Below are 21,662 nucleotides of genomic sequence, written 5' to 3' on the forward strand. Positions count from 1 at the left end.
AACTTTAGATGCGAAGGTTTCTCATGTTAGAGTTTTCGCTAAAGCTTTATTGTTAAACAAACTGGAAACAATTGCTTCCAGTTTGTTTCTTCTTGTTAATCAACTGATTTTAAAGCCTCTAACATATCAATTTTTCTAATGTGTCGATTCATAATAATCATAACAATAAAAGTAAAGAAGAGAACAGCTCCAGATGATATAAGGATATTAGTCCAAGTGATACCGGGGATTGACATGACATATTCAGGAGGAATAACAGTCATAACGTATTTATGAATGAAGTAACCTAGAGCTAAACCAGATAAAATACCGATAGCTGTCAGAAGGAAGGTCTCTTTAAAGATATACATGAGAGCTTCTTTTTGATAAAAGCCCAAAACTTTGATGGTTGCTAATTCCTTTTCCCGCTCAGCGACATTGATACTTGTTAGAGTATAAAGAACGATAAAAGCTAGCATAATAGAAACAAAAATAATAATTAAGATAATGTTAGTTAAGCCATTTAGGAAATCACTGATTGTTTGACGAAGGACTTTGCTTTTAACGATAGTTAGACTCGCTTTGTTTTTATTGATTTTTTCTGCTAGGTTTTGGTTTTCAATATTCTTTTTGGTTCTAATCAAATAAGCATTGTTTTCGTACTTTTCATGAAAGACTTTTTCATGGTAACTTGGTTTCATGTAAATCATATGGCCAACATAATTTGTTGTAAAGCCTGCGACTTTAATATGATACGATTTTCCTTCACTATTTTTGACAGTCAGTCTGTCACCTACTTTTAAATGGAAGGCATGTGCTAATTTTTGTGACAAGATAGCACCGTCTGCAGTTGGCTCTTTATCTAACTTGATATAGTCTTTAAAGTTATTAGCAGTGAAAACTTGGATAGATTGGCTATCAAGAAGCTCTTTGGATTTGGCGTAAAAGGTCTCATAGCCGATAGCAAGTTCATGATTGGCATCGTTCTTAATAATCTTTTGGTAAGAAACCACATCAGAAGAACTAGGATTGTAAACTGCAATCATGTCATAAGCTGAAATATGCTCGTATTGGCTGGGGACAAGTTCTATCAAACTATCCCTGATGCCGATTCCTAAAATCAGTAGGGAAATAGACCCCATAACACCAAAAATAGTCATAAACATACGCGATTTATAACGAAAGGCATTACGAAGTGTCACTTTATTTGAGAAGGAAAGTTTTTTCCAAATAAAGGTAAGGCGTTCCAGAAAAATTTTGTTGGTGATTGCTGGTGGTTTAGCTAGCGTAAGACTACTTGGTTTTTCCTTGAGTTCTTGTCTGGCTGCCCAGTAGGCTGCAAAGAGCGTACTCACAAGAGAAAGAGCCAGTGAAATTAGAAGAAGAGGGATGTTATAGACAAAGGTTATGTTACCTAGCTGATAAGAACCATCGGCAAAAATATTGTAGATCCTGCTTGGTAGGAAGAAGGTTCCTAATAAACTCCCAAAGAATGTACCCAAAATAGCTGTTGCTGTGCTATAGAGGATGTACTCCCGCATGACCTCTTTTCTAGTAAAACCAAGAGCTCGCAATGTCCCCAATTCAATACGTTTTTCTGTTACCATGCGTCTCATGGTGGTAAAGGATACCATAAGCGAAATAGCAAAGAAAATAACGGGAAGTACGAGTGCCAAGGCATCCATTCGTGTTGCCGAACTGCCGTAATCAGAGTAACCATGAGCAAACTGAGAGCGTTCTTGAACAGTAATGCTTAAAAGGTTAACTTGTTTTTTTGCCTTCTTCAAGTTTATTTTTTTCTGAGTTAAATCTGTCTTAAGCTTTTTTAATTTATCCTTTTCTTGTTGAAGCTGAGCGTTTTGATTAGCTATTTGAAGTTGAGCTTGATAAGAAGTTGCAGTTTGGGCAGTTACATTGAGTTGAAGCTCATTTTCTTTAAGCTGAAGTTCTTTTTGTTTGAGCGTTACCTCAGCCATTTTAAGGTTTTCTTCTTTTTTTGAAATATCTGCTAAAGCTTGTTCTTGATTCTTTTTAGTCAGCTTTTGCGTGACCCGTTCCAATTTTTCGATATTTTCAGAGACAGTATCTGAATAGTTTTTGGTATAGGCTTTTTTGTATTTGGTATTTTTAAAAGTAGCACGTGCAAGATTGTCTGAAATAGTAAAATTGGAGTCAGGCATAACAGCAAAGTAACTTAAGGTTCCATCGGCAACATTTGTTTGTCCTAACTTAGTTTTAGACATAAATTCAGATGTACGGACTATACCAACAATTTTCACTTTTTTTATCTTCAAATCGTTCGTTTTAAGCGTAATGTACTCACCAATGTTTTTATGGAACTGTTCGCCAATGGCGATCTCATCATTAGAGTTTGCTAGCCGTCCTTTGATAACTTTTAAAGTTGAGATATTTTTAGGATTGCTGATGATATGAATACCCTTGTCAGCCAGTTCAGCATCAGTTTGCTTGCCATAGGAAATTGCACGAATACCATGGATATGATTGAGTGTCTTTTTATCAGCATCGGTAAATTTATCACTGGCTATAACCTGAACATCAGCTAAATTTTCTTTTTTAAATTGCCTAATGACGGTTTGCCGCATATCAGGCCCAGCTGAGAAGAGTCCAACAAAAACAAAAATAGCAAGACCAATCAATAAGCTTACCGATAAAAAGCGTGCCCAAGTCCGTCTAAATGTACGGAAAATATTTTTTGTTAATGTTTTCATATTACCACTCCAAATCTTTAATAGGAATTGGCTTCTCATTGTAATAATCTGCCTTGATTTGCCCGTCAGATACTTCAAGAACATGATCAGCCATCGGCTTGATCATTGAATTATGAGTCACAATAATAACATTTTTCTCAGTTGTACGGACGTATTCTTGAAAGAGTTGTAAAATCTGCTTACCTGTTTTATAATCCAAGGCACCAGTTGGCTCATCTGCTAATAGTAATTTAGGATTCTTGGCCATTGCCCGAGCAATGGAAACACGCTGCTGTTCACCACCGGACAATTGTGCTGGAAAGTTGTTTGTTCGTTTGGCAAGGCCGACATTGTCTAAGACGTCCTTCGGATCAAGGACATCTTTAACAACTTCGCTGGCTAGCTCAACGTTTTCAAGAGCTGTTAAATTGGGAACTAAATTATAAAATTGAAATACAAAACCAACATCCAAGCGGCGATAAGTTGTAAGTTCTCTTTCTGATAAGTCTGTTAAATTTTTCTCTCCTATCTGAACTTGTCCGCGAGTCGCTTGATCCATACCGCCTAAAATGTTGAGCAGGGTTGATTTTCCAGCACCGCTGTTACCGACGATAATCGTTAATTCCCCCTTTTTAATAGTAAAGTTGATTTTATTATTGGCACGGACCTCGTCTTCTTTATTTTCATTGTATATTTTATAAACATCTTTTAAACTAATAAGGTTTGACATTTCTTTCTCCTTTATGTTAATTTATTGATGCAGTAGATTATACTATACAGTATACCAATTTCAATGAACAAAAAATAAACATTCTGTTTATTTGGCAAGAGGTTAATATGTCTAGTTATGAAACCAAAAAAGAAAATACTAAATCTTATCTTCTGGAGGCCTTAGTGGATCTTTTAAAAGAGACGCCATTGAGTCAACTGACCGTGTCTGCTCTAACTCGAAAGGCAGGAGTTTCTAGAGGAACATTTTACCTGCATTATTTGGATATAAACGATTTTATTAAGACAATTGAAGAGAACTTATTTTTAGTCATTGAAGAAAATTTGCAAGATGACCTTTTTTATGACAGTGGTTTAGGTAAACTTCGTTATCTCATTGCTTATGTTGAAAAAAATTATGCTATCTTTCAAATTTTAATCGGAAAAAACGGAGACAAAAATTTTGAACAACGTTTGATTGATCTCATCAAACAATTTATTGTTGGGAATATTGATAAAAATAATCAACATTTCAATATTCCTAAAGATTATATTTTAGATTTGTTGACGATGAGTGTTGTTTCTATTATCTATACTTGGTTTGATGAAGAAACTCCACGGACGAGTCAAGAGATTATTGATATAATAATTAAAACGCGTTTTTTATCACCAGTAGAATTAATAGGAGAAAAAGTCAATGTTTAATGTTATTGATATAAAAAAGCAGGCACAAGGTATTTCCTTTAATGAAAAATTAGCCATTGAGAGGGCTGTGCAACAGCGAAATCCAGATGTATTGGCCCTCAGAGAAGTCTCTGCTAAAGGAAAAGTGACTTATGATGATGACTTTTATTTGTTAAACTACGAGTTAACCTACATCATCACGTTACCTTCTAGCCGTTCTATGAAACCTGTTGAACAAAAGAAAATTTTTTCCATTAATGAAGTTTTTATCGAAAACAGTCAACTAGAAGCCAAAAAAGATTTTATGGATGAGGATCTTTTTTTAATCTTAGAAGATGATGGGATTGATCTTAAAGAAAGTGTTATTGATAATATTTTACTTAACATTCCTCTAAGAGTTTTGACAAAAGAAGAGGAACAGGAACAAAGTTTACCTTCTGGTCAAAATTGGAGTCTTCTTAGTGAAGAGCAATATCAAAATTTACAAAAAGGAAAGAAAGAAAAGAGCAGCCCTTTTGCAGCTTTGGAAGGTCTATTTGATGAGAAATAGACCTTCTTTTTATATGATATTAGAAAATAGCTTCAAAGCTTCAAATTGTTCGATAAATCAAATTTTTTTCTTAGAAAAAGTATAGAAAGATGTCCTCTACCCATTGAAAAATGGAACTAGAAATAGTATAATGAAAAAACTGATGGGTTATTTTGAAAAATAAAATACCTAAAAGATTTTAATAGATTTTGTTTTTTCCTTAGTAACGTAAGGAGTTTCCTATTTATAATAATAAAAAAACAATGATGTTATAGAACTGTAATAAGTTTGTTGCTTAGAATTTATAGTTTGATTATAAAAGTTTTATTTAATTAAAGAAATATTATAGAAATTGTTAGAGTTTTGTTGAGGAGTATATGGCTAAGGACATTTTAATTATTGAAGATGAAAAAAAACTTGCAAAGTTTGTTTCTTTAGAATTACAACATGAAGGATATGAGGTTGAAGTGACATATGATGGGCGTTCTGGCCTGGAAAGAGCACTTGAAAAAGATTTCGATCTCATCCTTCTTGATTTAATGTTACCAGAGATGGACGGGTATGAAGTGATTCGTCGTTTACAATTGGAAAAGACAACTTATGTTATTATTATCACTGCTCGTGACTCCATTATGGATATTGTGACTGGTCTTGATCGTGGAGCAGATGGTTATATCGTTAAACCATTTGCTATTGAAGAATTACTAGCTCGTGTTCGTGCCATATTTCGTCGTCAAGATATTGAGAAAGCTAAGCATTCTTCTAAAAATGACACTACCTATCGTGATTTGAAATTAGATGTTCATAACCGAGCTGCCATTAGAAATGGTGAGACAATTCCTTTAACTAAACGTGAATTTGATTTATTAAATGCTCTTGTAGAAAATATCAATCAAGTCATGACTAGAGAAGAGCTTTTGGCCCGTGTTTGGAAGTATGATCAAGAAGCTGAAACTAATGTTGTCGATGTTTATATTCGCTATCTTCGTGGGAAGATTGATGTTCCCGGTAAAGAAAGCTATATTCAGACTGTCCGCGGCATGGGGTATATCATTCGCGAAAATAATTAAATGTCTAGGTCTGTTGAAGTGGTTCAACTGCTATTTTAAATAGGGGTTAACTTTTGTTTCAGTCTTAAAAATAGTTCAACAAGTTAAGTTTGCTCTGAATGGCTTGAGTAAAACAGTTACAACCATGACAGGCGATAAGATTAGAAATTGGACCTCATAGGTATCATTTAAAATGAATGATTAAGCAACGGTTTTAACCGTTGCTTAAGTTTTTAATTCCAAATAGGGCATAGAAGACTATATGAATTCACGATTAGCTACGTTTTCTCACCTCGGTCAAAATATAAAGGCTCATTCCATTTTCTTTTGTTATGATGAAAAATATGGTAAAATAAAGTATTAATTGAGTCTTAGAACTGAGGTGTTTTCATGCGTTGTCCAAAATGTAATTATCTAAAATCCAGTGTTGTTGATAGCCGTCAAGCTGAGGAAGGAAACACCATTAGACGCCGTCGGGAATGTGAAAATTGTCATACACGCTTTACAACTTTTGAAAGAATTGAGGAATTACCGCTTTTAGTTGTTAAAAAAGATGGTACCAGAGAGCAATTTTCTCGTGACAAAATTTTCAATGGTATTATTAGAAGTGCTCAAAAACGTCCAGTATCTAGCAGTGCTATTGAAAAAGTTGTCAATGATATTGAACAAAAAATTCGCAGTGATTATGATAGTGAAGTATCTAGCGTTGTTATTGGGAATTTAGTTATGGATGAGTTGGCAGAACTTGATGAAATTACCTATGTTCGTTTTGCCAGTGTTTACCGTAGTTTCAAAGATGTTGATGAGATTGAAGCTCTTTTGCAGCAAATCACAAATCGTGTAAGAAGTAAGAAAAAGAGAAAAGCAGATGAAACCAATTGATGAATTTCTCTATGTCAAGCAAAATTATTTGACTTCTGATACAAATAGTTTGATGCGCCTTTATTTTCCGATTATTGGCAGTGATGCTGCTGGGCTTTATCAATATTTTGTCAGTTTTTTTGATAACGGTGAAAAGAAGCACAAATTTAGTGAGATTCTCAATCATACTCAATTTGGAATGGCTTGTTTTGAGAATGCCTTATCTGTACTGACGGCTATGGATTTGTTAGTTTTTTATCGACAAGAAAATCTTTATTATATTAAACTAAAAGCTCCTTTAAATGCAGAAACTTTTCTAAAAAATGCTGTCTATCGCCATCTTTTAGAACAAAAAATTGGACAAGTTGCAGTTGAACATTTGGATTTACATCTTCCCCGAGAAGCCCAAGACCTTTCTAAACAATTTTCTGAAGTTTTTACTGCTGCAGGTCAACTCGATTTAAAAACACCCAAGAGTAAGACGGATTTTGACTTAGATCATTTTAAGGATTTAATGATACGAGATAACTTGCAATTTACTGATGAACAAACAGATGTTATTGCGCTGTACATCCTTTCTGAGAAATATCAGCTTACTTGGTATGAGACCTATCTTTTAGCTAAAGAGACTGCTAGCAATTATAGAATTTCTCTGAAACGTATGCAAGCTAAACAAGAACAAAGGGATCATGTTGATGCAGATAACTCTTTTTCTAAAAAGGAACAAATTATTATAGAAGAGGCTAAAGCTGACAAAGTAGAAGTTTTCCTTGCTAAAATAAAAAAAACAAGGCATGCTGCTATTACAAAGGATGAACGCAGCTTGTTAGTAGAGCTTGCAGAGATGGGCTTTTTGGATGAGGTTATCAATATTATGCTGCTGTATACTCTTGATAAAACAAATACAGCTAATATTAACAAGACTTATATCATGAAAATTGCGAATGATTTTGCTTTTCAAAAGATAGACAGTGCAGAAAAGGCAGTACTTAAACTACGTAGCTTTGCCGAACGTAAAACAAAGCAAAATCAAAAAAAAATAAAAGAAAGCTCAAAAAACAATGTTCCTGAATGGAGCAATCAAGACTATCAAAATAATACAACTGAAGATGAGCAGGCTCGTTTAGACGAGATTAAACGCAAAACTTTAGCAAGATTGAGAAGGGATGGTGAGTAAGTGGAAACAATTGGACAGACATTGGCTAAAAAAGATAACCATAAGTATGATACAGAAAAAATGACTCAAGCCATTTTATCAGATCAGGAAATTGCTAATTTCATTGCTGCTCACCATCTGTCGAAAGAACAAATTAAAATTAGTTTACCTAAATTCAATCAATATCGTTTAGAGCGTACTCGCTTTGAAAATCATGATCAGGCCTATATTGCCAAGGGCTATCAGCCGCTTCTTGTGATGAATGAAGGTTATGCAGATGTCGCCTATAAAGAGACAAAAGAACTGATTGCTGCAAAGAAGGCTCAAGCGATTTCTGACCGAATTAATGTGGTTAGTTTACCAAGATCTTATAAGAACATCTCCTTTGATGATATTAATCTTGATGATGTCAAGCGACTAGATGTTTTTAAAAGGGTAGCTGATTTTGTGGAGCAGTATCCGAATCCTGAGCAAAAAGGACTTTATCTTTATGGTGATATGGGAATTGGTAAGTCTTACCTCATGGCAGCCATGGCTCATGAATTGTCAGAACAAAGAGGAGCTGCAACGACACTGCTGCATTTTCCGAGTTTTACGATTGATGTCAAGAATGCCATCAACACAGGAACGGTTAAGGAAGAAATTGATGCTGTCAAGATGGCTGATATTCTGATTCTTGACGATATTGGTGCTGAACAAAGCACTTCTTGGATTCGTGATGAAGTTCTGCAGGTTATTTTACAATATCGGATGTTAGAAGAATTGCCAACCTTTTTTACCTCTAATTATAGTTTTAAGGATTTAGAGGCGAAATTAGCGAATATAAAAGGGAGCGATGAAACTTGGCAGGCTAAGCGTGTGATGGAGCGTATTCGTTATTTAGCAAAAGAAATTCACCTTGAAGGTGAAAATAGAAGATAAGAAGGAGAAATAATGGCTTTACCAACAGTTGCTATTGTCGGACGCCCAAATGTCGGCAAATCAGCGCTTTTTAATCGTATAGCTGGTGAGCGTATTTCCATCGTTGAGGATGTTGAAGGAGTAACAAGAGACCGCATTTATACAAAGGCGGAATGGCTTAATCGCCAATTTTCAATCATTGATACGGGCGGTATTGACGATGTTGATGCTCCCTTTATGGAACAAATTAAGCATCAAGCTGATATTGCTATGACAGAGGCTGATGTGATTGTTTTTGTGGTATCTGCTAAGGAAGGTATCACAGATGCCGATGAATATGTAGCAAAGATTCTTTATCGGACACACAAGCCGGTTATTTTAGCTGTTAATAAAGTTGATAATCCTGAGATGCGCAGTGCTATTTATGATTTCTATGCCTTGGGACTGGGGGACCCTTATCCTGTTTCTTCTGCTCATGGTATTGGTACAGGAGATGTTCTTGATGCTATCGTTGATAATTTACCAGCAGAGGCGCAAGAAGAGAGTTCAGACATTATTAAGTTTAGTTTGATCGGACGTCCCAATGTTGGTAAATCCAGTTTAATCAATGCTATCTTAGGAGAAGATCGTGTTATAGCATCACCAGTAGCTGGTACGACCCGTGATGCGATTGATACAACCTTCACGGATGAAGAAGGCCAAGAATTTACCATGATTGACACAGCTGGGATGCGTAAGTCAGGTAAAGTTTATGAAAATACAGAGAAATATTCTGTTATGCGTGCTATGCGTGCGATTGATCGCTCAGATATTGTTTTGATGGTGTTGAATGCTGAGGAAGGTATTCGTGAATACGACAAGCGCATTGCTGGTTTTGCTCATGAGGCTGGTAAAGGGATTGTTGTCGTTGTGAATAAGTGGGATGCGATTAAGAAAGATAATCGTACTGTTGCACAATGGGAAGCAGATATTCGTGACAATTTTCAATATATCCCTTATGCTCCCATTGTTTTTGTATCAGCAGTTACCAAACAACGACTGCATAAACTGCCAGACGTGATTAAACAAGTAAGCCAAAGTCAAAATACCCGTATTCCATCAGCTGTTTTAAATGATGTTGTCATGGATGCTGTGGCAATCAATCCCACACCAACAGATAAAGGAAAGCGCCTCAAAATTTTTTATGCGACACAAGTTTCGGTCAAACCGCCAACCTTTGTTATTTTTGTTAATGAAGAAGAGCTGATGCATTTTTCTTATTTGCGTTTTTTGGAAAATCAAATTCGCCAAGCTTTTGTTTTTGAGGGAACCCCTATCCGCTTGATTGCAAGGAAACGGAAATAAGGTAATCTTTGCTTTCTTACTTTTAGGCTTTTAACAATAAAGCAAGCATAGATAGGTTGTATGGAAAGGAAAAAATGTTTGAAAATCTAAAAGCTTATTTGACACAGCAAGGTTTTAAGTATATTAAACCAGAAAAGGCTGGTTCCTTGGCTGAAGAAATGATAGCTTTGAAAACCTTAGGACAATCTGCGCGTGCTGAATTTACAGAGATAGCTAAGGTGCTTGCTCTTAAAGTTTCTCCTTTTGAGATGATGCGTGTCAGTAATTGGGCTAATCAGGCACAAGTTGCCAGACCGCATTTTTGGTGCTATTATAAACAACCTGAAGATAATCAGGACGATGTTGGACTTGCCATCAGGCTTTATGGGAATTCAGCTAATTTTGGTATTTCAGTAGAGGTCAGTTTTATTGAACGCAAAAAATCAAAGGCGACTCTAGCTAAACAGCATAAAGTTTTAGACATACCGATTGCTGAACCGCTTTATTATTTTGCTCAAGAGAAAAGTGAAAGTCATCGGGTTTCAGGAACAGAAGCTTATCGTCAGATGTTACGGCAAAAAGTTGCTGACGGTCAAGTTCGAAAAGTTTTGGTCAAGTATGACATACCTATATCAGAGGGATCAGATCTAGTTATACTAACTGATCAATTGGCTCAAGGCTTTGATAAATTGATGCCATATTATCAAGCAACTAAATCATAGGTATTAAACAGCAGTCTAAAGGGATTTCGGATTATTAGAAAAAATTATGTTTTTTATTGATTTTATTTTACATATTGATAACTATATTTATAGTATTGCCAATACCGTTGGCTTGTGGACTTACCTAATTCTATTTTTAGTAATCTTTGTGGAAACAGGTGTAGTCATTCTTCCTTTTCTGCCGGGAGACAGCCTCTTATTTGCAGCAGGTGCCTTAGCAGCCAATCCTAAGATGCACTTTAGTGTTTTAGTTTTTGGTATTTTATTTTTCATAGCTGCTTTTGTTGGAGATACCTGTAATTTCTTTATCGGTCGTACGGCTGGTTATCGTTTGGTGCATCACAAATTTTTCAGCCAATTTATTAAAGAAGATAATATCAAAGATGCTGAGCTTTATTTTGAAAAATACGGTTCAACTTCTATCATTTTAGGACGTTATATCCCGATTATCAGAACTTTTGTTCCTTTTGTAGCTGGTCTTAGTCAATTCCCTGTGCCTTCTTTTATTAAACGCAGTTTTATAGCTGCTTTGTCTTGGACAGTGATTGCTACAGGAGCTGGCTATCTTTTTGGTAATATTCCTTTTGTTAAAACACATTTTTCTGCTATTATCTTGGCCATTGTTTTTGTGACTTTACTACCAAGTGCTATTACTGTCGTCAAAACCAGCAAAAAGAAAAAATAATTATATAATCAATTGACAACGGCTGATTAACAGAAAAAAAAGCAGTAATGCTAATGCTGTTAATCAGTCGTTTTTTGCCGTATAGAATATGTAGAAGAGTTGAACATGATCAAAGAAATCTTCTTTAAGATTGATTTGTTATCTTCAAGGGATTAAGGCTATATCTATTGCTTATCACTTTTTTGAAAATAGCATAAGTGAGTCAAAGTGGTTAACGGTTTTAGAGAACTGTGATATAATCGAACATAATTTACAGCGGTTCATACTTATAGAAGAAACTTTTCTTTTTTTGCGGTTAGCAAAATGTTTATCATCACTAGAATGAGTGAAAAATGCTTAATCATCTGATTATATTGCGAATAGATAAGTAGGGTTATTAAGTTAGTAGAGTTAGTAGATTTTATTGAGTGATATCGTTTTATACCTTTTCTGTGTATAGTGTTAATCAGCTAACCTAAACAGAAGATTAAAGGAGAAATAATGATTTCTATTTTTGTATTGGAAGATGATTTTTTACAGCAAGGACGTCTTGAAACCACCATTGCAGCTATCATGAAAGAAAAAAATTGGTCTTATAAAGAATTGACTATTTTTGGAAAACCACAACAACTTATTGATACTATCCCTGAAAAGGGCAGTCACCAGATTTTCTTTTTGGATATTGAAATCAAAAAAGAGGAAAAGAAAGGACTGGAAGTAGCCAATCAGATTAGACAGCATAATCCTAGTGCGGTTATTGTCTTTGTCACGACACATTCTGAGTTTATGCCCCTCACTTTTCAGTATCAGGTATCTGCTTTGGATTTTATTGATAAATCTTTGAATCCTGAGGAGTTCTCCCACCGCATTGAATCAGCGCTGTATTATGCTATGGAAAACAGCCAGAAGAATGGTCAATCAGAGGAACTTTTTATTTTCCATTCATCTGAAACTCAGTTTCAGGTCCCTTTTGCTGAGATTCTGTATTTTGAAACATCTTCAACAGCCCATAAGCTCTGCCTTTATACTTATGATGAACGGATTGAATTCTACGGCAGTATGACTGACATTGTTAAAATGGATAAGAGACTTTTTCAGTGCCATCGCTCTTTTATTGTCAATCCTGCCAATATTACCCGTATTGATCGGAAAAAACGCTTGGCCTATTTTCGAAATAATAAGTCTTGTCTTATTTCACGAACTAAGTTAACAAAACTGAGAGCTGTGATTGCTGATCAAAGGAGAGCAAAATGAATGAAGCCTTAATGATACTTTCAAATGGTTTATTAACTTATCTAACCGTTCTATTTCTCTTGTTTCTATTTTCTAAGGTAAGTAATGTCACTTTATCGAAAAAGGAATTAACTCTTTTTTCGATAAGCAATTTTCTGATAATGATTGCTGTTACGATGGTAAATGTAAACCTGTTTTATCCTGCAGAGCCTCTTTATTTTATAGTTTTATCAATTTATCTTAATAGACAGAATAGTCTTTCTCTAAATATATTTTATGGTCTGCTGCCTGTTGCCAGTTCTGACTTGTTTAGGCGGGCAATCATATTCTTTATCTTGGATGGAACTCAAGGAATTGTAATGGACAGTAGCATTATAACCACCTATATGATCGAGTTTGCAGGAATAGCGCTAAGTTACCTCTTTCTAAGTGTGTTCAATGTTGATATTGGTCGACTTAAAGATAGTTTGACCAAGATGAAGGTCAAAAAACGCTTGATCCCAATGAATATTACTATGCTTCTATACTACCTTTTAATACAGGCATTGTATATTATAGAGAGTTATAATGTGATACCGACTTTAAAATTTCGTAAATTTGTCGTTATTGTCTATCTTATTTTATTTTTGATTCTGATCTCATTTTTAAGCCAATATACCAAACAAAAGGTTCAAAATGAGATAATGGCACAAAAGGAAGCTCAGATTCGAAATATCACCCAGTATAGTCAGCAAATAGAATCTCTTTACAAGGATATTCGAAGTTTCCGCCATGATTATCTGAATATTTTAACTAGCCTCAGATTAGGCATTGAAAATAAAGATTTAGCTAGTATTGAAAAGATTTACCATCAAATCTTAGAAAAAACAGGACATCAATTGCAGGATACCCGTTATAATATCGGCCATCTAGCTAATATTCAAAACGATGCTGTCAAGGGTATCTTATCAGCAAAAATCTTAGAAGCTCAAAATAAAAAAATTGCTGTCAATGTAGAGGTCTCAGGTAAAATACAGCTGCCTGATATGGAGTTGCTTGATTTCATTACTATACTTTCTATCTTGTGCGATAATGCTATTGAGGCCGCTCTCGAATCACTAAAACCTGAAATTCAGTTAGCCTTTTTTAAGAAAAATGGCAGCATAGTCTTTATCATCCAGAATTCCTCCAAAGAAAAACAAATAGATGTGAGTAAAATTTTTAAAGAAAACTATTCCACTAAAGGCTCCAATCGCGGTATTGGTTTAGCAAAGGTGAATCATATTCTTGAACATTATCCCAAAACCAGTTTACAAACAAGCAGTCATCATCATTTATTCAAGCAACTCCTAATAATGAAATAGAGGAGGCCTATTCTCTAAGAGATAGTTTTATCTTCTCATCCACGACAGCACACTTGATTATTTAACCCTGTATTCTTATTTTACATTTAAAAAGGTTGGAATAACAAATCCAGCCTTGTTTTATTCTAATGTTAGCCTATCTTATTTTCCCCAAAGCTTGTGTAAAACTTCTGTTAAACAGCCGGAAAAATGTTGATAGGCTTCCGCTTCCGCCAATGATAATCTCTAATTCATCAGTTTTAATTTCTTTAAAGTCATTTTTTAATGATGGTGTTTTTTTCATTTTATATCTCCTTTTTTTGATTATAATTAGTATACTATTTTTTATGAAAAAATCATGGATTTTCTTGAAAAAGTAATATTTTCCTTAGGACACATAATGTAAAATTAGCTGGTAATGGTAGTTTCAGAATATCAAAAATGACCGTTTAGGACAAAATAGCTACCATTTAGGATATTTTGCTCCATTTTGAAAATAAATTGTTATACTAAAGATGTCGGTTGCGCAGCCAGACAAAAAACTAAAAATGGAAAAGGGGGATTTATCATATGAATACACAAGCATTTGAACAATTTAACGTAATGGATAATGAAGCACTTTCAGCTATTGAAGGTGGAAGTAAACCAGGTTTTGGTGAATTTGCTTCAGCTCTGGCTATTTGTACAGGATCGGGAGCAATGATTGGTTCAGCTTTTCCAGTTGTTGGAACAGTTGGGGGAGCTATCTTAGGGGCTCAGTATTGCACTGCTGGTTGGGGAGTTTTAAGGTGATAAAGCAAAATGAATGTGGAGGAAAATATTATGAGTTTTGATGTGAATAGTTATAATGATTTAACAAGAGATGAATTATCTCAAACAATTGGTGGAAGCCGTCAAGCTGCTGATACATTCCTTTCAGGTGCTTATGGTGCAGCAAAGGGTGTAACTGCGTGCGCAAGTACGGGGGTCTACGTTGTTCCAGCTGCTCTTGTAGCTTGTGGAGTAGTCGGTGCAGGTTTAAATATCGCTTTTCCGCACTAATAAAAAATTCAGAATAATTATATGTCGCATATTTATCCTTATATGGGAACTAGTTTAGCATAAACTATCATAGAAAGGTAAGTTAATGAAATTATCAAAATGCAGTTCTAGAGTATTACGTTTTCTTAGGTTAGGTGCTGTTCTAAGTGGTTTTTTGGCTCTTGATCTTTGTTTCCATATGATAGATAGTAAAAGTTCTATTTGGCTCTGGCTTCCGCTTGGAATACTGTCTTTATTGGTTTTCCTAGTAGCTTATCTTGCCTATAAAGAACTAAACCAACGCCCTATAGCAGAACAGCAATTTACTCAGTATCAAACTCAAACCGCCGTGACTATCTTTTCGTTTTTAGTTCTATTAGTGTGCTCTTACCGAGCAATTACAACTAATGATACGACTCAGCGCACTGCTTTAATTATTGTAAATATACTCTTAGTTATTGTTATCATCTGGAATCTAATTGAACTCATTAAACTGCATAAGAGACGCTAAACAGTTTTTACTTTCAGGCAATATAATGCTGAATAGGAACAATTGTTAAAAATTATTATTAATGTAAAGTAATCTTCTTGAAGTATCCACTGATTAGAGTTTACTTTAATTAATTGGACTTTCAGGAGTGTATCAATCATTTCCTGCTTTAATTCTGGGGATAAGTAAGTGTTATTTCCTTTTCTAACTCTTTCAAGATCATATGGATCCATAAGTTTTACCATATATTTGAGATTAGACAGACTCACACCACACTTTTGATTAAGTTGGGACCACGACATCCCATTCTTCCTCAGCTCATATATTTTGAGTTTATTTTCGTACGTTAATTTCATCAAAAAACACCCCAATCGTTAGATTTTCTGTCCAACTTTTTGGGTGCAGGTCAGAAGATCTGTAAGATAATTCTTTGGAATAGCATTATTCTATTGTTTGGAATATGATGATTGATTGATTTTATTCTCGATTTTAGAAATAACTGATTAATCTAACTTCTAAAGTTTAAGTAACAGAATTACTTATTAAAAAGTAAATCTACGCTCTATAATAAAAGGAGAACAATGAAATTTTTAAGTCAATATTATTATTTTTAAATTTGATATTATTACTAATAGAGTAGTTCTCCTGCGGTCGTTGTTACCGCTATAGCATTAGAATATACCTCTTGTAGGTGGTCCATGAAGAATAATTAATGAGGCGATGATCGGAGCAGCAGCTTTCTGCTTTTAGTAAATTTAATTGAAAAATTATAGAAAATATGTTTGGAGGTAAGCCATGAAAAAGTATTTAGTAGTACCTTTTGCCTTGATAATCATATTTTTAGGAGTTAAGGTTCTTTTGACTTCAAATAACATTTGGCAGATGATGTTTGCATCTATCGGTATGCTATTGTTTTTATTTGGCGTTTTTAGAGAATACAGTAAGATAAAAACAAAATAAGGATAAGTACATTTTGTTGATAATACTAAAGATTCTGCTAATCTTACTTTTATTTGGGATAAAAGCTTTGCTATCTTCTAAAACTATTTTTTGTCTAAGATTCATTTTAGTCTTTCTTTTCATGTTTATTATTTTAATTTTGAAAGAAGCTAATTAAAGTAGATGAGAACTAAAAAGCTTTCGTTTTTCATAGTTATCTAACTTGATGCGGTACAGGCAAAGTTGCTAATTTGTCAGGAAGGGTCAATTTGTCAATTTCTAATAGAAATTTGGCATTTTTACCGTTTAGGATATTTTGCTCCATTTTGAAAATAAATTGTTATACTAAAGATGTTGGTTGCACAACTAGACAATATTTAAAATGAAAAAGGGGTGTTTATCATATGGATACACACGTATTGGAACAATTTGACGTCATGGATAGTCAAGTACCTTCAGCTATTGAAGGTGGGGGATGTAGTTGGAAAGGAGCCGATAAAGCTGGTTTTTCAGGTGGCGTTGGTGGTCTCATTGGTGCAGGTGGTAACCCCGTTGGTGGCTTAGATGCATACGGTGAACTTGTTGGAGGTAATTAATATGTCTAATGTATTATGCCTTTTAATTGGCCTAGCTATTGGTTTAGCTTATAGTCTTTGGAAGAAAAAATGAAAAAACGGCTCTATAATATCTATAGTAGGTCAACCCACTTTCGATATTATAGAGCTTATGCTTTATGTAAATAATTAAGGGGCGCTTACTATGGAAAAACAATATAATAATTTTAAAATATTAAATACTGATGCATTGGAAAATATTCAAGGTGGTGGTCGAGATCCTAGGTGTGCTGCCCTTGTGGGAGCAAGTATTTATGATGGCTTAGCAGTAGTTGGAGGTCCTGTTGGAGTTGCAATGACAGCCGGTACAATTGCAGTGGGAAGTTTTTGTTGATAAAAGTTAAAGTAATGAGAACTAAAGTAGGTTTAGCTATTTTTATGATATTAGGGATAGTTGGAATTTTTCGCAGTACTGATATTTTTGTAAGTTTAACCTTGATTTGCGTAGAGTTCTATCTTCTGTATTTATTTTTTCGGGATTCTTCCAAATAGCGATAATATCTATTTTAAAATTAAAAAAATATACTTGATTTCTTATTACCTTTGCGACATTTTATTTTTTATATTGATACATCATTAATTCAGCAGCTATCATTAGGAAAAATTACATATGATTAGTAGTAATTGTTTTAGAAATATTAAGACAGAAACGAAAAATAAAAGGCCTATAAAATAATTCTTTGGAATAGTATTATTCTATTGTTTGGGAATATGATAATTAATTGAACTTTTTTGATTCTAGGAAATAACAGATTGAGCTAGTTTCTAATATTTAAAGAGTAAGGCTAAATTCTATTATAAAAGGAGAATGGTAAACAATGAAATATTATAAAACACTATTATTATGTTCGGCCTCGCTATTATTACTAGCAGCTGGTGTTGCTTATGCAGAGGAGGAAACTCCTCAGGGAATAGAAAAAACGGAAGTGTCTGCACCTGCAGTCACAACAGAAACTCAAAGTGCTGGTGCTACTGTTGTTCAGGAAACAGTAGCACCAGCAGCAACGACTGCTTCGACAGTTATTTCTTCTGAGAATAAGAGCGAACGCAGTGATGAAAATAGTGTTCGCGAAACTTCTTTGGAGATATCTGACCAAGTTATAGAAAATTCTCAGCCGCCTCAACAAGAGGTGGATACCAGCTCATCAACTGAAAAAACATCAGATAGCAAGAATACAGTATCAGAAGGAGTTTCCGTTGAAGAATACGAAGCAAATGTTGCTAATTTCAAAGCTGTCAGTATGGCAGATGTTTATCACATGTTTGATGATTCAGAGAACGACTACATTTTGTATATCGGTCGTCCCACCTGTCATTACTGTCGGGATTTTTCTCCGGTTTTAAAAGAATTTAATGGTTTAACAGGTTCTCAACTTTATTATTATAATACAGATAGGGACGATTTTACGGTTGCAGCCAAGGAATTTCTCACTAAAAAAGTAGGTATGTTTGCTACTCCAACTACTTTATATATTGATAAAGGTCAGTTAATATCTGGTTGGGTAGGTAGCGGTATTACAGCACAAAACCTGTATAACAAGTTATATAGTCATACAATCCAGAAAAAAGAATATGAATCTGAAAATAATGGGATCGCTCCTGCAGAAGCACCAAATACAGATAAAGAGAATACCAAAGTTACTGACGAGAAGGTTACAGCTGTTCCAGGAAGCGGTGAACCTGCACCTAACCAAAAAAGAGGGGAAACACCTGATCCAATAGCGAAAAAATCAGATTTTTCTCAAACGATAGCTGATAAAACAAGTAAAAAGTCACTCACACTCAATAAAATTATCACACAAATATTATCACTTATTCGCGATGCCTTATTAAAGTTAAACATTTAAAAGGTTAGATATGACGTGACTCATTGCACGGTACTTGTCATGTTGGTATCTGCAGCTAGGACTGTTTATACTGCCTATGCCTAAAACATAGGATATTTTACTCCACTTCAAAAATAAATTGTTATATTGTTATTAAAGATATCGATTGTGCAATTAGGCAAGAAACTAAAAAATGAAAAAGGGTTTTATGAATAGGGAACTATTTTTTAGTATTGAAGGTGGAAGCTGTGTCTGGCAATGTGCATACGAATCTGACTTTAGCGGTAAATTGAGTGATATTTCTGGAACTGGCGGTAATAACTGTTCCTGAAACTCTCAGATTAGGTGCATACAATATCATTTTATGGTAGTGATTAATATGTCTAATTTACTCTATCTTTTTATTGATTTGACATATGCTATTTGTCAAGTATTAAAATACTTTAATCCTGTAGTCGTCGTTTACTGATATCATTACTTTACTTTATTTAATTTATAAAAAGGCTGCATTCATCTGCACCTTATTTTTCATAGTAAGCTCTATTTTGATTCTTTGTGATTAATCATGAAGTCTCGTTAAATCTGTAGGAAACAAGAGAATGTTCTTTCTCTGTTAGTTTTAGAGTCGTAAGAAAGAAAAGGAAGTTGATCTGTCTTAAATTTTAATTGTAAACTTATTAGACTTCTATTTTACTTTAATTTAAAGAAAAATGCTCTAGATGTTTCAAATATATTAAACATTTATGCTGAATCTTAAATTTTCTTGATTTTTTCTTAAAATTACTTAATATAGTAACTATAAATAAAAATTTAGATGATATGCTTGCCGGTATAGAAGGCGGAGTCAATTGGGATCGTGTTTTTGCTGGCGCTACGGTTTATGGTGCTGCAACTATGGCTGTTTGTATGGCTACCGGTCCAATTGGTTGGGGAGCAGTAGCTTACTGGGGTCTTAGTGCAGCATCAGGTGCATACATTGGTTATGGTCTGGCATCCTAACTTAGGCATTGGTTAAATTAGTCTACGTTTTGAGGTAGTTATCGTGAGAAGAAAAAGTTCTTTTATCATTTGTATAGCAATTATCATCATATCAAACATTCTTATGATGACAGTTATTAACAATGGTGAGGAGAAATTATCAAATCTATTTGTAATAGCGATTGCATTAGTTTGCTTTCCAGGCTTTTTGTGGGCAATTGATAATGAGATGATTTCACTTATCCGCATTGAATCTTCTGCGCTACTTCTTCTCGCTGTCCTTTCTGCCATGCGTTTAATCAATAGAATTGACACCTTACCCACTATGGTGAACTCTACGGTAATTATTGTCGCTTTGGGTTTAATAACAGTATTGTTAGTTGCTGGAATTATTAGATGGATAGCCAAAAAGAAGAAGGATTGATTTAATGACAGTTAATACTGTTCCAAATAAGTTTCAAACTGAAGATAAAGTCTACAGAAAACATTTGACACATTTTCAATTGTAGTAGGTGGCTAATCTAACATCTAGAGAGGATCAAGTTGGTTCTCTCTATTTGTATGTTCAAAGCGAGGAGTCTTTTGGTTTCGAAGTATCTGTTTTTCTAAAGCTCAAAAAGTCACGCTTGGTGTCTTATAAATATTTAGTTATTCTAAGTTTGAAGTTAAAATAACTTTATTGAAACTGTCAATTATTTCTGAAAATCTTCATAAAGGAAATAATAACTTCGATGAACAAGTATTGTTTCTTTCTGAGTAAACTAATAGAGTCTATTTATTTTTAACTAATTTATTTGAAAGTTTAATAAACAATCTATAATTTTTCTTCTCTTTAACATAAACATTAATTCTAACTTTCTTTAGACTATTGGGGTTTACAAGCTATTAAAAAGTTTCTATAATGTGCTTGTCAGATGAGAAAGCTGACAAATAAAAAGAAAAGGGGTTTATCTTATGACAACTCAAGCATTGGAAAATTTTGAAAACATGAACGCTCAAGCACTCGCTGCTGTTGAAGGTGGTGGTGTTAATCAATGCGTTGCAGGAACAACTGGTAAGGTTATAGAAGGAGCCCTCGCAGGTGGCGCAGCAGGTGCAACTATAGCTGCTGCTGTCTCTGCACCTGTTGCAGAAGGTGGTGGAATCGGTCCTGCAGCAGGTGCGGGTATTGGTGCTGTTTTAGGTGGTATTAGCAATGGATTATATGGTGCGTCACAATATTGTAATTAATTTATTCACTACAAAAAAAGAGGAGGTATCTTATGACAACTCAAACATTAGAACACTTTGATGTATTAAATGCAGATTTGCTTGCTAAGGTACAAGGTGGCGATTGGCAATGTACGTCAGGAGTTTTGGGTGGTATGGTGTATGGCGCTCTTACAGGGGCAGGAGCAGGAGCAGCTATAGGTGCTGCTGTTTCTGCTCCTGCTGCAGAAGGTGGCGGAGTCGGTCCTGCAGCAGGGGCTTTACTTGGTGGAACCTATGGTGCAATTGGTGGTATCCTTCAAGGTGCAACTGCTTGTGAATAAAACTGGCAGATTTGGTTGATTCTCAACTGCAGTACTCGTTAAACCTTTATTTTTGAATACAAGAAGAAGTTGCTTGTACAATTAAGGTAAGGACATCTACTATTTACACTAAATGGTAGATGTCCTTTTTTGTGTGTTAAATTATCTTTAAGGAGATGACCGTATATTACATCTAATAACCTAACGTCTCTCACATAGCATTCAGGTTATTATTACTCATAGAAGAGATTTCCTTATTCAAAGAATTATTGGGCGCCAATCTTTCTATTTCTAATGTTGCTTTTGTTAAAAGGCATTATCAGATAAAAACTGAGGCCTTTTATGCCCCTTGTAAAGAGTTCATCTCTTATATTTAATTTCTACTTACCTATAAGTAGCCACAAATGGGAGTGATGTATGTATACCACAAAATCCTCATAATAAGT

General features: G+C 34.5%; 25 protein-coding genes and 1 pseudogene. 22 read left to right on the forward strand and 4 right to left on the reverse strand.

Annotation, left to right across the window (positions count from 1 at the left end; all coding sequences use genetic code 11):
* Window positions 1-95: 95 nt before the first annotated feature.
* Entirely contained in the window at window positions 96-2,708 is a 2,613-nt protein-coding gene (locus FNL60_RS01500; protein ID WP_002280238.1) for an ABC transporter permease, read from the reverse strand.
* A gap of 1 nt (window position 2,709) precedes the next feature.
* On the reverse strand, window positions 2,710-3,417 hold the full coding sequence (locus FNL60_RS01505; RefSeq protein ID WP_002265123.1) for an ABC transporter ATP-binding protein: 708 nt from the start codon (window positions 3,415-3,417) through the stop codon (window positions 2,710-2,712).
* Window positions 3,418-3,524: 107 nt separating this feature from the next.
* Here FNL60_RS01505 and FNL60_RS01510 point away from each other — a divergent pair, with 107 nt between their 5' ends.
* The 11 genes from FNL60_RS01510 to FNL60_RS01560 all read left to right on the forward strand — a co-directional run bounded on the left by FNL60_RS01510 (window position 3,525) and on the right by FNL60_RS01560 (window position 13,859).
* A complete protein-coding gene (locus FNL60_RS01510) occupies window positions 3,525-4,100 on the forward strand; it encodes a TetR/AcrR family transcriptional regulator (RefSeq protein ID WP_002274867.1) in 576 nt (191 codons plus the stop codon).
* Window positions 4,093-4,629, forward strand: a complete 537-nt coding sequence (locus tag FNL60_RS01515) for a DUF177 domain-containing protein (protein WP_002280237.1) — start codon at window positions 4,093-4,095, stop codon at window positions 4,627-4,629. Before FNL60_RS01510 ends, FNL60_RS01515 begins: the two co-directional genes overlap by 8 nt.
* A 356-nt stretch (window positions 4,630-4,985) precedes the next feature.
* On the forward strand, window positions 4,986-5,678 hold the full coding sequence (gcrR, locus tag FNL60_RS01520; RefSeq protein ID WP_002262121.1) for a response regulator GcrR: 693 nt from the start codon (window positions 4,986-4,988) through the stop codon (window positions 5,676-5,678).
* A 369-nt stretch (window positions 5,679-6,047) separates the two neighbouring features.
* Complete coding sequence (gene nrdR, locus FNL60_RS01525) at window positions 6,048-6,539, forward strand: transcriptional regulator NrdR (protein WP_002262120.1); 492 nt, start codon at window positions 6,048-6,050, stop codon at window positions 6,537-6,539.
* Window positions 6,526-7,695, forward strand: coding sequence for a DnaD domain protein (locus tag FNL60_RS01530; protein WP_002280236.1), 1,170 nt, complete (start codon window positions 6,526-6,528; stop codon window positions 7,693-7,695). The genes nrdR and FNL60_RS01530 overlap by 14 nt, the downstream gene beginning before the upstream one ends.
* Window positions 7,696-8,595, forward strand: a complete 900-nt coding sequence (gene dnaI, locus FNL60_RS01535; protein WP_002280235.1) for a primosomal protein DnaI — start codon at window positions 7,696-7,698, stop codon at window positions 8,593-8,595.
* 12 nt (window positions 8,596-8,607) lie between these two features.
* On the forward strand, window positions 8,608-9,918 hold the full coding sequence (der, locus tag FNL60_RS01540; RefSeq protein WP_002265452.1) for a ribosome biogenesis GTPase Der: 1,311 nt from the start codon (window positions 8,608-8,610) through the stop codon (window positions 9,916-9,918).
* A 74-nt stretch (window positions 9,919-9,992) separates the two neighbouring features.
* Window positions 9,993-10,619, forward strand: coding sequence for a hypothetical protein (locus FNL60_RS01545; RefSeq protein WP_002265453.1), 627 nt, complete (start codon window positions 9,993-9,995; stop codon window positions 10,617-10,619).
* A 46-nt stretch (window positions 10,620-10,665) separates the two neighbouring features.
* Window positions 10,666-11,304 (forward strand): VTT domain-containing protein, encoded by a 639-nt coding sequence (locus FNL60_RS01550; RefSeq protein WP_002265117.1) that lies wholly within the window; start codon window positions 10,666-10,668, stop codon window positions 11,302-11,304.
* A gap of 480 nt (window positions 11,305-11,784) precedes the next feature.
* Window positions 11,785-12,537 (forward strand): response regulator transcription factor, encoded by a 753-nt coding sequence (locus FNL60_RS01555; RefSeq protein WP_002280234.1) that lies wholly within the window; start codon window positions 11,785-11,787, stop codon window positions 12,535-12,537.
* Entirely contained in the window at window positions 12,534-13,859 is a 1,326-nt protein-coding gene (locus FNL60_RS01560) for a sensor histidine kinase (protein WP_002280233.1), read from the forward strand. The genes FNL60_RS01555 and FNL60_RS01560 overlap by 4 nt, the downstream gene beginning before the upstream one ends.
* 136 nt (window positions 13,860-13,995) lie before the next feature.
* Here the strand turns inward: FNL60_RS01560 and FNL60_RS01565 are convergent, their stop codons facing one another.
* Window positions 13,996-14,142, reverse strand: coding sequence for a ComC/BlpC family leader-containing pheromone/bacteriocin (locus FNL60_RS01565; protein ID WP_002280232.1), 147 nt, complete (start codon window positions 14,140-14,142; stop codon window positions 13,996-13,998).
* Window positions 14,143-14,408: 266 nt separating this feature from the next.
* Between FNL60_RS01565 and FNL60_RS01570 the strand changes: the two genes are divergently transcribed.
* The 3 genes from FNL60_RS01570 (at window position 14,409) to FNL60_RS01580 (ending at window position 15,369) form a co-directional block, all read left to right on the forward strand.
* The gene (locus FNL60_RS01570) at window positions 14,409-14,630 is read left to right on the forward strand and encodes a Blp family class II bacteriocin (protein WP_002312090.1); all 222 of its coding nucleotides are present in this window, start codon (window positions 14,409-14,411) and stop codon (window positions 14,628-14,630) included.
* A gap of 30 nt (window positions 14,631-14,660) precedes the next feature.
* Entirely contained in the window at window positions 14,661-14,879 is a 219-nt protein-coding gene (locus tag FNL60_RS01575; protein WP_025985888.1) for a Blp family class II bacteriocin, read from the forward strand.
* Between the two features lie 85 nt (window positions 14,880-14,964).
* Complete coding sequence (locus FNL60_RS01580; protein WP_002280427.1) at window positions 14,965-15,369, forward strand: hypothetical protein; 405 nt, start codon at window positions 14,965-14,967, stop codon at window positions 15,367-15,369.
* A gap of 122 nt (window positions 15,370-15,491) precedes the next feature.
* On the opposite strand, the pseudogene FNL60_RS10455 reads toward FNL60_RS01580, so the two are convergent.
* A pseudogene (locus FNL60_RS10455) lies at window positions 15,492-15,704 on the reverse strand (IS3 family transposase); the annotation flags it as partial.
* A gap of 439 nt (window positions 15,705-16,143) precedes the next feature.
* Between FNL60_RS10455 and FNL60_RS01595 the strand changes: the two are divergent.
* From FNL60_RS01595 to FNL60_RS01635, 8 genes are all read left to right on the forward strand, one after another.
* Window positions 16,144-16,308: a hypothetical protein gene (locus FNL60_RS01595; RefSeq protein WP_002265308.1), complete on the forward strand. Its 165-nt coding sequence runs from the start codon at window positions 16,144-16,146 to the stop codon at window positions 16,306-16,308.
* 383 nt (window positions 16,309-16,691) lie between these two features.
* Entirely contained in the window at window positions 16,692-16,883 is a 192-nt protein-coding gene (locus FNL60_RS01605; RefSeq protein ID WP_002312088.1) for a Blp family class II bacteriocin, read from the forward strand.
* A 163-nt stretch (window positions 16,884-17,046) separates the two neighbouring features.
* Window positions 17,047-17,235, forward strand: coding sequence for a Blp family class II bacteriocin (locus tag FNL60_RS01610; protein WP_002280338.1), 189 nt, complete (start codon window positions 17,047-17,049; stop codon window positions 17,233-17,235).
* Window positions 17,236-17,719: 484 nt separating this feature from the next.
* Entirely contained in the window at window positions 17,720-18,748 is a 1,029-nt protein-coding gene (locus FNL60_RS01615; RefSeq protein ID WP_002280337.1) for a thioredoxin domain-containing protein, read from the forward strand.
* Between the two features lie 798 nt (window positions 18,749-19,546).
* Entirely contained in the window at window positions 19,547-19,726 is a 180-nt protein-coding gene (locus FNL60_RS01620; RefSeq protein ID WP_002280336.1) for a hypothetical protein, read from the forward strand.
* A gap of 43 nt (window positions 19,727-19,769) precedes the next feature.
* On the forward strand, window positions 19,770-20,129 hold the full coding sequence (locus FNL60_RS01625; RefSeq protein WP_002280335.1) for a hypothetical protein: 360 nt from the start codon (window positions 19,770-19,772) through the stop codon (window positions 20,127-20,129).
* A gap of 530 nt (window positions 20,130-20,659) precedes the next feature.
* Window positions 20,660-20,935 carry a Blp family class II bacteriocin gene (locus FNL60_RS01630; RefSeq protein WP_002280334.1) on the forward strand — a complete coding sequence of 92 codons (276 nt, stop codon included), beginning with the start codon at window positions 20,660-20,662 and terminating at the stop codon, window positions 20,933-20,935.
* 32 nt (window positions 20,936-20,967) lie between these two features.
* Complete coding sequence (locus tag FNL60_RS01635) at window positions 20,968-21,237, forward strand: hypothetical protein (RefSeq protein ID WP_002279083.1); 270 nt, start codon at window positions 20,968-20,970, stop codon at window positions 21,235-21,237.
* The last annotated feature ends 425 nt before the right edge of the window (window positions 21,238-21,662 follow it).

The organism is Streptococcus mutans (assembly GCF_006739205.1).
GTDB lineage: Bacteria > Bacillota > Bacilli > Lactobacillales > Streptococcaceae > Streptococcus > Streptococcus mutans.